The sequence below is a fragment of the Luteibacter anthropi genome, assembly GCF_023699965.1.
Taxonomy (GTDB): domain Bacteria; phylum Pseudomonadota; class Gammaproteobacteria; order Xanthomonadales; family Rhodanobacteraceae; genus Luteibacter; species Luteibacter anthropi.
Genome location: NZ_CP077072.1, coordinates 2,562,187 through 2,574,078, shown reverse-complemented (window position 1 = coordinate 2,574,078; position 11,892 = coordinate 2,562,187). Strand labels below are relative to the sequence as shown.

The window sequence follows — 11,892 nt, the reverse complement described above, 5'->3', positions numbered from 1 at the left end:
AAAACGCCCATTCTACATGATGTTGCAGGGCAGCAGGTTCGGGGGCCAGGTGCCGGCCGGCGCCTCGCCCTGAATCCGGTTGCGCGCCCCCCTGTGGAATCCCGCCTTGGACCGGTCGCGCGCGAGGCGCGCTCCTACAACGCCGCCTTGGGGCCGGTCGCGCGCGAGGCGCGCCCCTACAACGCCGCCTTGGGCCGGTCGCGCGCGAGGCGCGCTCCTACAACGCCGCCTTGGGGCCGGTCGCGCGTGGGGCGCGCTCCTACACGCCGCCTTGGGGCCGGTCGCGCGCGGGGCGCGCTCCTACATACGCCGCTTCGATCCGGGCGCGCTCCTACGGGGCGGATTGTGTAGGAGCGCGCCTTGCGCGCGACCGGAAGTGAGAAAGGGCCTCAACCACCCTTGGCAGTCAGCGCCTTCAACAACTGCGCCGGAGTGACATAACCACCCACGATGTCGCCATTCTCGGTAACGATGGTCGGCGTGCCGTTCACGCCCAGGCGCTCACCCAGCTCGAACTCGTCCTTCACCGGGTTCTCGCAGGACGCCGGCTTCACCGCCGCACCGCCCATGGCCTCGTTGAAGGCATTCTTGCGGTCGCTGGCACACCAGACCGACACGGCCTTGGTATACGAGGGAGTGTCGTTGCCGGCCGTGGTCTTCAGGCCCTCACGCGGCCAGAACACGTATTCGACCGCGATGCCCTGCTTGTTGAATTCGTCGATGTGCGCATGCAGCTGGCGGCAGAAGCCGCAGTCCACGTCGGTGAAGACCGTGACGGTGTGCTTGGGATTGGCCGGCGAATAGATCAGGCGCTGCGATGCAGGTACCTTGGCCAGGGCGGCCTTGCGGGTCACGGCCCAGCTGGCGGCGCTGAGGTCGGTCTTGTCCTTCAGGTCGACCAGGTTGCCGTTGATCATGTAACGGCCATCCGCCGTCACGTAGACCATGCGGCCGGAGGCCACCACCTGGAAAAAGCCCGGCATGGGCGCAGGGGTGACGCTTTCCACCTTGATGCCCGGGGCGAGCGATTCCACCGCGTCGCGGGCGGCCTTGCCGGCGTCGTCGGCGGCCATCGCCGTGGCGGCAAACGCGCCAAGGCACAGCGCGGGCAGGATTTTCTTCAGCATCGGTACGACTCCATCTGTGACCGGGGGATACGCGGAACAGCCTTTGAACACGTACCGCGCGATCGGTTCAATCCATTGTGGCATGGACCTTCAGCCGCGCGGGTGATGCTGGGCGTGAAGGCGCTTCAGGCCTTCCTTCGCCACCAGGGTGTAGATCTGCGTGGTGCTGAGCGCGCTGTGACCCAGCAGCATCTGCAAGGCACGCAGGTCAGCCCCATGATTGAGCAGGTGCGTGGCGAAGGAATGACGCAGCACATGCGGCGACACCTTCTGCGACGGAATGCCCACCTGCACGGCATAGCGCTTGACCAGGGTCCAGAACATCTGCCGGGTCATCGCACCACCGCGGCGTGACAGGAACAGCGCGACGGGCTGACCGTGCCCCTTCGCCAGCAAAGGCCGCGCTTCGCGCAGATAGGTGTCGATATGCGCCAGCGCCTCCTCGCCCACCGGAATGAGGCGATCCTTGCCGCCCTTGCCGGTAACCCGCAATACGCCTTGTCGCGGATTGAGGCCCGACAGCGGCAGATCCACCAGTTCCGATACGCGCAGGCCGGACGAGTACATCAATTCGAGCATCGCGCGGTCGCGCTGCCCCAGTGGCGTACCGCCATCGGGCGCAACGATCAGTGCTTCGATCTCACGCTCGGCGAGCGCCTTGGGCAGGCTGCGCGGCATGCGTGGCCGCTGCATCAGCAGCGTGGGATCCTCGCGGGCACCATCATCTCGTGCCAGCTGCGCATAGAAGCGCCGGAACGCCGACTGCCGGCGCGCCATGCTGCGCACGGACACCGGCTGGCTGCCGTGATACGCCGACACATCCTCACGGCCGGCGGTAGCGAGCGTACGGCCCCGTGGGGCAAGCCAGCGCGCCAGCTGCTCAAGGTCGCGGCGATAGGCTTCCAGCGTGCGTTCGGCCAGGCCGTCTTCCGACCAGACCCGTTCGATGAAGCGGTCGATGAGCCGGGCGTCGTCGTTGGCGAGTTCTTCTGACATGCGAAGATGGTCGCATGCCACAGGGAATCGCTCCATGACGTCAGCTGCACCGATCGCTCCTGCCTGGCGCCGCTTCGCGGCAATCGTCTACGACGCACTGGCCGTGGTGGCCATCGTGATGGTGGTGGGACTGCTGGCCCAGCTTGCCGCCGGGGGACAACTGGCGGACGACAAGGGGCATCTGCTGGCGTGGTGGTACCAGCCGCTGCAAGCGCTCGTCGTCGGAGCCTATTTCCTGGTTTCGTGGCTGCGTGGTGGGCAGACGCTGGGCATGCGGCCCTGGCGGATCAGGGTCACGGATTCCCAGGGGTCTGCCGTTCGCTGGCCGCGCGGCCTGCTGCGCCTGGTGGTGGCAGCACTTCCCGTCGCCCTTCTGCTCATCAGCCCGCTGACATCGCTCCGGGTCGCGCTCTACGCCCCCCTGGCCGGCTGGCTGATCCTGCTGGTACCCGCGCTGTTCGACCCACGCCGCCGCGCGGTGTACGACATGCTGGCTGGCACGGAAATCCGCTCGCTTACTTGAACTGGTCGCTGGCCGGCACCCACGAGCCGTTCGGTGCCGGTGTCTTCTGCTGCACGTTGATCTTGATCGTCGGCTCGCAACCGGGCGGCAGCGGACCGCCCGCGACACGCGCCGTGGCGCAGAACGCCGTGTTGTCGATAGCCACGGGGTGCGCCACCGTCGCCGCATTGGCCGGCGGAAGATCCGCGGCCAGGGGCTTCGCGGGCGCCATGGTCTGGTTCTTGACGAGGTTGTCGGCCGTCTCGTGATCCGGCTTCGACGGCGGATCGCCGCCGCAGCCCAGCGTGAACAGCGACACGGCATTCATCTTGCCGCCGGTGTTGCCGGGGCCCGCCGTGCAGTTCAGCCGCAGCCCGCGCGGAAGCGACAAGGTGGAGTGCACCGTCGCCTCGCCTGCAGCCTGTCGCACGGCGGTATCCACCGATGATTCGTTCTTCGGCGTCCAGTCCTTGTCGAAGCGGGTGGCCTTGTATTCGATATGCACCCGCTGGCCCTGCTGCACCGTGACGTTGCCGCGCGGTTTCAGCTCGGTATAGGCGCCGCCGGGGCCTACCTGGCCCGTCTTGTCGCCCTGCCCGCCGACCACGCCATCGTCGCGCTGCGAGCTGCCATTGGCACCGGTCGTGCGCTGGCTGTCGTCTACGCCGTTCGGTGAGCCGGGTCGGCCTGCGCTGTCTGCCGCTTCGGCGCCCGGGGTGTTCGTGCCCGATGCCGACGCGATGGCCGGGCCCGGCGCGGGAGCGGGTGTAGAACCCTGGCCCGTCGATGAAGCCTGCTTTTCGCCCGACTTAGCCTGACCGTTGGTCGCCTGCGCGGTGGACGGGGCGGTCGGATTTTCACCGGGCGCCGGCGTCTGTCCCGGCGTAGCAGGCGACGTATCCGCACCGGCCACCGGACGCTGCATCTCGCCCGGCGTCACGGCCGGTGCCTGCACTGCCGGGCGCTCGGTGGTCGCCACCGGCGCGGAGACGTCGGGTTTCGCCACGGCGTCGGGCAAGGGCACGGCTTTCAGGTCGGCCTGCACGTCCACCGCCGGTGCGCGGACCGTATCGACCGAGACCTTCGGCGGCACGGGCCGGTCCGCAGGCGCGAGATCCGGGCGCGGCGGCGCCGACGGCTCCTGCGCGATGGCCGGAAGCGGCTCGTCCTGTGGGGTCGGCGGTGCCGACGAAGCCTCAACCTCAGGGCGCGGCACGGTGGCCAGGGTGATCGGCGAGGTGGCCACCGGCGTGGTGTGCTCGGACGTGATCTGCGGTGGTGTCGGCGTCACCGCCACCTGCGAGGCAGGGGTGGGCGGAATCGCCAGCGATGCCGGGGGCGGCATGACTTCGGTGCCCTCGACCTGCGCCTTGCGCACGGGCTCGGGATGGAACTTCGGCGGAACGACTTCCGGCCTGGGCGTATCCACCGCCAGGTCCGGTGGTGCCTGGGTGGGCACGGGGACCTGCTCAAGTTGAGGCTGTTTCGGCGGGGCCTTCGGGCGGGTCGGCGGACGCTTTTCCTCGGCCACCGTATTCGGTGCCGGCGCGGCAGGTTTCGGTGCCGGCTTCACCGGAGGCGCAGGGGCGGCCGGAGTAGCTTTCGCCGGGCGGCTCGCCTTGGTGGCACTGGCAACGGCGGCGGCATGCGTGCCGCCGGACGCCGCGGCAGCGGCCGAGCGCTTGGTATTCCAGGTGGTCTGCACGAGAGGTGCACGCGACTGCGTGCCACGCCGTGGCGGCAATGGCGCGGGCGGCTTGTCGATCAGCCGCACCTTCAGCACGTCGGTGGTTTCCTGGTCCGGCGGCGACGGCGGAGGCACGTAGGCCGGCCCCAGCACGAACCCGATGAGGAACAGCAGGTGGATGATGATGGTGCCGACCCAGCCGGCGATGCGGCGCAGGCTTTCGCGCGGTTTCTCGCGCAGGAGGCGACGATAGACGAGCGCGCGTATGGCCGCCTCGCGGGGCGAGACGGGCAGCGATTCTTCGGCGATCGATCGATCGCTGTCCGGCGGCAACGGGGTCGGCATGGAGAGCTAGTGTCCATGCTCGCGCGGCGCAGGACAATCGTTTCCTTACGATCCTGCGCGGCGTGCGCGCTCGGCGTTTTCCTGGTCCATGGCCTTGAGCGGGGTATCGGACGGGCAACCGGCCATCACCGTCTCGTTGCGGCGGTAGGACGCGATGCATTCGGCCTGGCTGGGGGGAGGTGGCTGGTTGGGATCGTCACCGGCCAGCGACTTCGCGGGCGCCATGTTGAGGCGCGTATCGCCCACCTTGCTCGAGGCCTTCGACGGGTCTTCCCCGCCGCAACCCACAGGCAGCACGAGGAACACCGTCGCGCACTTCACGCGCACGCCATGGCCCAGGTCGAAGGTCTTCTTGAGCGTGGTTTTTTCCATCGCCTTGCGCAGGCCACCGTTGACGATGTTCTCGTCGCGTGGCGCCCAGTCCTTTTCGAACCGGGTTTCCTTGTAGGTAACCGTGGTCTTGTGCGACATGATCTGCGAATCGCCCGTGGGCGCGCGCGGCACGAAACTCGCCTGGGTGGTCCCGTTGCCCGTACCGGCCTTCGGCATCGCGATGGAGCCGTCCTTGCCGAAGAGATTCAGCTGCGGCGGGGGTGACGGTGTTTCGGCCGGGGGTGCCGGCTCTTCCTTCGGTCGCGGAGGTTCGGGACGGGTAGCCTCACGCGAGCGCACCTTCGGTGGCGGTTCGGCCACCGGCGGAGGGGGCGGCACGTTGGCCACGGCAGGCGCAGGCGGCGTCGGCTCGATGAAGCGGACTTCCATCACTTCGTCCTTGTCGCGGGGGATGGCAAAACCCTCCAGCGGCCGCGGCAGCATCTCGTAGCGCATCAGGACGATGAGCAGAATATGGAAAACCAGGGCCAGCACCAGCGCCAGCGTGAAGCGCACGCGATCGCGCGGTGGCGGACGCCGCCCGATGGCGTGCAGTGCGGCGATCGTGGAAGCGTCGATCGGCACCAGGCCGCGCCCACGCGACGACGTATCCGGCGTGAGCCGGTGCGATTCGACGAAGGGCGGTGGGGCCTTACCTGGGTATTGCACGCGAACGAGGTCCCTTCTTGGGTCGCGAAAGAGTAGGCGAGCATAGCGATTTGCGACTAAACGCAACGTAAGCCCCGTGGCTAGACAACGCATGGGCCGGAAGATTCCCCCGGGCACTTGATTCCGCCGCCGCGAAGGAGAACCCTTGGGCCGGGCCCAGCCCGCATCACCGCCATGACCGTCCATGCCACCGGACGACCGTGACGGCCCGCCATCGTCATGCCGGAAGGCGTGCCCGAGGCGACGCCGAAGGATGACGCCGCATCCACACGCCTTCCCTCCCACTGAAGGAGGGTCGCATCGTGTCTCCCACCACGGAACGTATCCGCAGCCTCGCCCTCGCCGGCCACGCCGGTGCCGGCAAGACCACCCTGTTCGAAGCCATGCTCTATGCCGGTGGCGCGCTCAACGCCATGGGTCAGGTCGAACGTGGCACCACCGTTTCCGATACCGATCCCATGGAAAAGGCCCGCGGCCATTCCATCGACGCCGCCGTGGCGTCTATCGAACGCAACGGCTACCGCATCCATCTGGTCGATACACCAGGATATGCGGACTTCCTCGGCCCCGCACTGGCGGCGCTGTCCGCCACCGATACCGTCGCCGTCGTGGTCAATGCAGCCAACGGCATCGAACACGGCACGCGCGCCATGATGCAACATGCACGGGAACGCGGCCTTGCACGCATCCTCATCGTCAATCGCATCGATACCGATGGCGTGGACCTGCGCGCGCTGGTGGACGACCTGCGCAGCGAATTCGGCAACGAATGCCTGCCGCTCAACCTGCCCGCATCGAAGGGGCACGCCGTACGCGATGCATTCTTCCAGACCCGCGGCGATACGGATTTCTCCTCGCCCGGCGAAGCCCACCAGCAGCTCATCGACCAGGTCGTGGAGATCGATGACGACGTGATGGAGCACTATCTTGAAGCCGGTGAATCCGCGCTTACGGCTGCCGAGCTTCGCGGTGCGCTGGAGCATTGTCTTCGCGACGGACACCTCGTGCCTATCGTGTTCACCGGTGCGCGCGACGGCATCGGCGTAAACGAACTGCTTGAACTGGTGGAGCGCATCCTGCCCTGCCCCACCGAGGTCAATCCGCCGCCGTTCCGTGCCGACGATGGCGCGCCTTTCGCGATCTCCGCGAAGGCGGACGGTCACGTCGTGGCCGATGTCTTCAAGATCGTGAACGATCCCTTCGTGGGCAAGCTGGGGGTGTTTCGCGTGTGGCAGGGCACGGTGCGCAAGGATTCCCAGCTGCTGGTCGACGACGGGCGCAAGCCCTTTCGCGTGGGTCATCTTTTCCGCCTGAAGGGAAAGGATCACGTAGAAATCGACGAGGCACTTCCCGGCGATATCGTCGCGGTGGCCAAGGTGGACGACATCCACTTCGACGCCGTGCTGCACGATGCGGTGGAGGAAGGTCGCATTCATCTCGCACCGTCTGCGTTTCCCGCGCCGATGTACGGCGTGGCCGTGGAGCCTGCCCACAAGGGACAGGAGCAGAAGCTGTCGCAGGCACTGGCGAAACTGACCGAGGAAGACCCGTGCTTCCGCGTCGAACACCACAAGGAGCTCAACGAAACCGTGATCTACGGGTTGTCCGACCTGCATGTGAAGCTGATGCTGGAACGGATGAAGGCCCGTTACGACGTGGACGTCGTCACGCATCCGCCGCGCATCGCCTACCGCGAGACCGTGGGAGGGCATGCCGAAGGCCATCACCGGCACAAGAAGCAGACCGGTGGCGCGGGCCAGTTCGGGGAGGTGTTTCTCCGTGTCGAGCCGCTTGAGCGCGGCAAGGGATTCGTATTCGACGACGATACGAAGGGTGGCGTGATCCCCGGGCAGTTCATGCCAGCCATCGAAAAAGGGGTGCGACAGGCGCTGGATAGCGGTGCCGTGGCCGGGTATCCGATCCAGGACGTGCGGGTCGTGGTGTACGACGGCAAGCACCATCCCGTGGATTCCAAGGAGGTGGCCTTCGTCAGTGCCGGGCGCAAGGCGTTCCTCGATGCCATGTCGCGCGCTCAGCCCAGGGTGCTGGAGCCGGTGGTGGATCTGGAGGTGTCCATTCCCGATCACTACGTTGGCGATGTGACTGGCGGCCTGGCATCGAAACGGGCGCAGATCATGGGCACCGATGCGTTGCGCGGTGGAGAAACGATGATCCGCGCACGCGTGCCGCTGGCGGAGCTCGTCGATTATCCGACGCAGCTGAAGTCGATGACCGGAGGGCTGGGACGCTACGCCATGGCATTCAGCCACTACGACGCAGTACCGCCCGGCATACAGAAGAAACTGGCCGAAGCCTGGAAGCCCAGGGCAGAAGAAGACTGACCTGTAGGAGCGCGCCTTGCGCGCGACCGGTCATGCTGTAACGCCCACGCCAGACCGGTCGCGCGCAAGGCGCGCTCCTACAGGGGCATGGTGTCGACATGTGTGACGAAGAACCCCGGCGCGTCGCACGTATCGATGCGCCGGAGGCAAACGCGAAGGCTTACTTCGCCGCCTTGCGCTTGGGCTTCAGCATGGTGCCGATGCACTTGGGCGAGCCGCAGCGGCAGGCCCAGATCTTCTTCAGGCGCGCGGTGTGCGGCATGTCGAGCGTGATGCCGTAGTCGTAGGTGAGCTCTTCACCCGGCGCGATGTCGCGGATAGCCTCGATGAGGACGCGATCCTTCTTCGACGGCTTGCCCTCCACATCCTCCTCGATCAGCGCCTGGCAGTTCGGATCGCAGCTGTGGTTGATCCAGCGGGCGATATTGCCGTTGCTGTTGCCGTCGACGATGTAGCGCTCGTTCAGCGTGAACAGGAAGGTATGGCCGGTTTCACCGCCGTCGCCATAGCGCTTGTCGGCCTGGGCGTGGGTGATGTGATCGCCCTTGTATTCGATGATTTCATCGCCGGCCTTGATGTGGGCGGTGGCGAAGACGCCGTTTCCATGGATGGGGGAACGGCGGGCGGCGATGCGTCGGGTCATGGGCGATTCGAGTGTCAAGCGGAACGGGCATGATGCCTGCTCGGCTCCCGCTTGGGAACCGCGTTTCAAACGCCCGTCTCGCGCGCACCACGTGCGGGCGCTACCATCGAACACCTGTTCGACGTCCAACGCCGGAAGCCCTAGGGATGACCCCGATCATTCGCACGCATGTCGTACGAGCGGCCACGCTCGCCGCCCTCACCCTCCTTGCCGCCTGCGGGCCCGCGAAGAAAAGCGTGTTTCCGCCGAGTCTTTCGCTACAGGAAGTCCACGCCAAGCCGGGCGGCACCTGGCATGTGACCCTGCGCGTGCGCAACAACAGCTACGGCGGCATGGCCTTCGACCGCTTCCAGGGCACCCTCACGGTGGGCCAGTTGGGCGGCGTGCTGCTCGACGCGAAGATCGACCAGGACATCCCGTCCTTCGCCGCCGACGTCACCCAGCTCGACATCCTGCCCACTCCCGACATGGCCAGGGCACTGGCCGCGCTCGCTGCCAAGGGCAGCGCAGGCACCCTGCCCTACACCATCGAGGGCCGGATCACCGGCACGCCCGAACAGGAAGACAAACCCCGTTCCTTCGAGGTGCACGGCAAGGACTGGCTCTCGCCGGTGCCGGGCATCGCCGACACCTACCGCTAACCCCAAGCCTTCGCCAGGACGCTTCCATGACGATCTACAAAGCCCCGCTCGATGACATGCGCTTCGCGCTCTACGACGTGCTCGGCGCCGAAGCCGTGCTCACCGGCCTCGATGGCGGCGACGCGCATACCCGCGACCTGCTCGACGCCGTGCTCGACGAATCCGCCCGCTTCAACGAGCAGGTGCTGGCACCGCTGAATGCCTCCGGCGATGCCGAGGGCTGCCACTACGACAAGGCCACCGCCACGGTGACCACGCCCAAGGGCTTCAAGGAGGCCTATCGCCAGTACGCCGACGGCGGCTGGGCCGGCCTCACCGCGAAGGAAGAACACGGCGGCCAGGGCCTGCCCGCCGTGCTGGGTCTGCTCACCAAGGAAATGATCGACGCCGCCAACCTGGCCTGGGGCATCTACCCGCTGCTCTCGCACGGCGCCATCGATGCCATCGAGCATCACGGCGACGACTGGCAGAAGGAGGTCTTCCTCAAGCGCCTCGTCGACGGCACCTGGACCGGCACCATGTGCCTCACCGAGCCGCAGGCCGGCTCTGACCTGGGCCTGCTGAAGACCCGCGCCGAACCCAACGACGACGGCAGCTACCGCGTCAGCGGCACCAAGATCTTCATCTCGGCCGGTGAGCACGACTTCACCGACAACATCGTCCACCTCGTGCTGGCCCGTCTCCCGGACGCGCCGGCCGGCAGCCGCGGCATCTCGATGCTGGTGGTACCGAAGTTCAAGGTGAACCGCGACGGCTCGGTGGGCGAGCGCAATACGGCCGCTGCCGGCGCCATCGAACACAAGATGGGCATCAAGGGTTCGGCCACCTGCGTCATGAACTTCGACGATGCCCAGGGCTGGCTGATCGGCGCCCCGCACAAGGGCCTCATGGCCATGTTCACCATGATGAACGCAGCACGCCTCGGCGTGGGCGTGCAGGGCCTGGCCATCGCCGAACGTGCCTTGCAGAACAGCCTCAACTACGCCCGCGAGCGCCTGCAGATGCGTGCCCTGTCGGGTCCGAAATTGCCGGAAAAGCCTGCTGATCCGCTGCTCGTTCACCCGGATGTGCGCCGCATGCTGCTCACGCAGCGCGCGTTCGTGGAGTCCGGCCGCGTGCTGGCGGCCTATGCCGGCCTGCAAAGCGATATCGAGGCACGCCATCCGGACGCCGACAAGCGCAAGGAAGCCGGCGAACTGCTGTCCTTCCTTATTCCCATCGCCAAGGGCCTCATCACCGAAGCCGCCCAGGAGTGCACGAAGGAAGCCCTGCAGATCTTCGGCGGCCACGGCTTCATCGCCGAGCATGGCATGGAGCAGTTCGTCCGTGATGCCCGCATCATCACCCTCTACGAGGGCACCACGCAGATCCAGGCGCTCGACCTGCTCGGCCGCAAGGTCATGCAGTTGCAGGGCGCGGGCCTGAAGCATTTCCTCGCTGAAATCCAGGCGTTCTGCAAGGCCAACGCCAACAACGACGCCGTGAAGGCGCTGGTGATGCAGCTGGCCGCTGCCACCGCCACCTGGGGCGAAGTCACGCAGAGTCTCGCCCAGAAGTCCCAGGCCAACCCGGAAGAACTGGGCGCCGCCGCCGTCGATTACCTCTACTTCTCCGGCTACATCACCCTGGCCTACTTCTGGGCCCGCAGTGTCGTGGCCGCCGATGTCCTGCCGGCAGAGCGCAGGCAGGCCAAGATCGACACGGCCAACTTCTACTTCGCCCGTATCCTGCCGCGCATCGTCCTGCACAAGGCGGGTATCGAGGCCGGTGTGGCGACGTTGCCCGATATCGCCTGAGTTCCGGGGCATTAAAGCGTGACCCGCAAGCTGCCGGCAGCAACTTGCGGGTCACGGCATCGGGCTCACGGCCCAAGGGAAATGAAGCCCCGGACTTTCCGCCGGGGACTTCCCCCATCCTGCCATCAGGTGTAGAACTTGCCGGAACCGGACACCCCTCGACCCAACGGTTCCCGACCTGATGAGCGATCCAGCGTTCCTGATACGTCTCGCCGAAAGCGACGACGACGACTTCATCCTCGGCCTCGTCCACCGCTTCATCCACTTCCCGCTGCCCAACGGCCGCACGAAGACGGACTGCCTCAAGGGCATCGAAGCCGACCTGGTAAAGCACCTCGACGAACAGCCGCCGAACAGCTACATCTTCATCGTCGAGAACGAGGATGGCGATCCGGCGGGGTTCATCCATCTGCAGAAGACCAAGGACTTCTTCACCCATCGTGACAACTGCCATATCTCGGATATCGCAGTAGCGGAGAAGTTCGAAGGCACCGGCGTGGGCAAGGTGCTGCTCGATCATGCGCACACCTGGGCAAAAGAACATCGCTGCCAGTTCGTGACCCTGGCCGTATTTCCCGGCAACGAACGCGCTCGCGAGCTGTACGCAAAGCACGGCTTCGATACCGACCTGGTTCGCATGGCAAAACCCGTCAGGTAACCCTACCCGTCGTTCCTGTGAAAACAGGAACCCAGCGCCCCGGTTTGCCAGCACGGCGATAACGCAACATCGGCTTTCACCAACGAGAAAGGCCGCCCAAAGGCGGCCTTTCTC

At 66.5% G+C, this 11,892-nt stretch carries 10 protein-coding genes; 5 read left to right on the top strand and 5 right to left on the bottom strand.

The window, feature by feature from the left end:
* Positions 1–389 precede the first annotated feature (389 nt).
* Together KR767_RS11315 and xerD are read right to left on the bottom strand one after the other, a co-directional pair.
* Positions 390–1,127 (bottom strand): DsbC family protein, encoded by a 738-nt coding sequence (locus tag KR767_RS11315; protein WP_250876386.1) that lies wholly within the window; start codon positions 1,125–1,127, stop codon positions 390–392.
* A gap of 90 nt (positions 1,128–1,217) precedes the next feature.
* Complete coding sequence (gene xerD / locus KR767_RS11310; RefSeq protein ID WP_250876385.1) at positions 1,218–2,123, bottom strand: site-specific tyrosine recombinase XerD; 906 nt, start codon at positions 2,121–2,123, stop codon at positions 1,218–1,220.
* A 34-nt stretch (positions 2,124–2,157) separates the two neighbouring features.
* Between xerD and KR767_RS11305 the strand changes: the two genes are divergently transcribed.
* Positions 2,158–2,646, top strand: coding sequence for an RDD family protein (locus KR767_RS11305; protein ID WP_250876384.1), 489 nt, complete (start codon positions 2,158–2,160; stop codon positions 2,644–2,646).
* Here the strand turns inward: KR767_RS11305 and KR767_RS11300 are convergent.
* Both KR767_RS11300 and KR767_RS11295 read right to left on the bottom strand, forming a co-directional pair.
* Positions 2,639–4,657 carry a hypothetical protein gene (locus KR767_RS11300; RefSeq protein ID WP_250876383.1) on the bottom strand — a complete coding sequence of 673 codons (2,019 nt, stop codon included), beginning with the start codon at positions 4,655–4,657 and terminating at the stop codon, positions 2,639–2,641. The genes KR767_RS11305 and KR767_RS11300 overlap by 8 nt on opposite strands.
* A 45-nt stretch (positions 4,658–4,702) precedes the next feature.
* A complete protein-coding gene (locus tag KR767_RS11295) occupies positions 4,703–5,698 on the bottom strand; it encodes a hypothetical protein (RefSeq protein WP_250876382.1) in 996 nt (331 codons plus the stop codon).
* Positions 5,699–6,000: 302 nt separating this feature from the next.
* Between KR767_RS11295 and fusA the strand changes: the two genes are divergently transcribed.
* Positions 6,001–8,040 (top strand): elongation factor G, encoded by a 2,040-nt coding sequence (gene fusA / locus KR767_RS11290; RefSeq protein WP_250876381.1) that lies wholly within the window; start codon positions 6,001–6,003, stop codon positions 8,038–8,040.
* Between the two features lie 160 nt (positions 8,041–8,200).
* On the opposite strand, the gene KR767_RS11285 is transcribed toward fusA, so the two are convergent.
* Positions 8,201–8,683, bottom strand: coding sequence for an SET domain-containing protein (locus KR767_RS11285; protein ID WP_166947491.1), 483 nt, complete (start codon positions 8,681–8,683; stop codon positions 8,201–8,203).
* Between the two features lie 146 nt (positions 8,684–8,829).
* Here KR767_RS11285 and KR767_RS11280 point away from each other — a divergent pair, with 146 nt between their 5' ends.
* The 3 genes from KR767_RS11280 to KR767_RS11270 all read left to right on the top strand — a co-directional run bounded on the left by KR767_RS11280 (position 8,830) and on the right by KR767_RS11270 (position 11,778).
* The gene (locus tag KR767_RS11280; protein ID WP_250876380.1) at positions 8,830–9,324 is read left to right on the top strand and encodes a hypothetical protein; all 495 of its coding nucleotides are present in this window, start codon (positions 8,830–8,832) and stop codon (positions 9,322–9,324) included.
* 26 nt (positions 9,325–9,350) lie between these two features.
* Positions 9,351–11,120, top strand: a complete 1,770-nt coding sequence (locus KR767_RS11275; protein ID WP_166947489.1) for an acyl-CoA dehydrogenase C-terminal domain-containing protein — start codon at positions 9,351–9,353, stop codon at positions 11,118–11,120.
* A 181-nt stretch (positions 11,121–11,301) separates the two neighbouring features.
* On the top strand, positions 11,302–11,778 hold the full coding sequence (locus KR767_RS11270) for a GNAT family N-acetyltransferase (protein ID WP_166947488.1): 477 nt from the start codon (positions 11,302–11,304) through the stop codon (positions 11,776–11,778).
* Positions 11,779–11,892 lie beyond the last annotated feature (114 nt).

What these genes read in the sequence shown, in the direction of transcription:
- KR767_RS11315 (WP_250876386.1), bottom strand. Translation starts at nt 1,127, where the DNA reads ATGCTGAAGAAAATCCTGCCCGCGCTGTGCCTTGGCGCGTTTGCCGCC.
- KR767_RS11275 (WP_166947489.1), top strand. Translation starts at nt 9,351, where the DNA reads ATGACGATCTACAAAGCCCCGCTCGATGACATGCGCTTCGCGCTCTAC.
- KR767_RS11300 (WP_250876383.1), bottom strand. Translation starts at nt 4,657, where the DNA reads ATGCCGACCCCGTTGCCGCCGGACAGCGATCGATCGATCGCCGAAGAA.
- KR767_RS11305 (WP_250876384.1), top strand. Translation starts at nt 2,158, where the DNA reads ATGACGTCAGCTGCACCGATCGCTCCTGCCTGGCGCCGCTTCGCGGCA.
- KR767_RS11285 (WP_166947491.1), bottom strand. Translation starts at nt 8,683, where the DNA reads ATGACCCGACGCATCGCCGCCCGCCGTTCCCCCATCCATGGAAACGGC.
- xerD (WP_250876385.1), bottom strand. Translation starts at nt 2,123, where the DNA reads ATGTCAGAAGAACTCGCCAACGACGACGCCCGGCTCATCGACCGCTTC.
- KR767_RS11270 (WP_166947488.1), top strand. Translation starts at nt 11,302, where the DNA reads ATGAGCGATCCAGCGTTCCTGATACGTCTCGCCGAAAGCGACGACGAC.
- KR767_RS11280 (WP_250876380.1), top strand. Translation starts at nt 8,830, where the DNA reads ATGACCCCGATCATTCGCACGCATGTCGTACGAGCGGCCACGCTCGCC.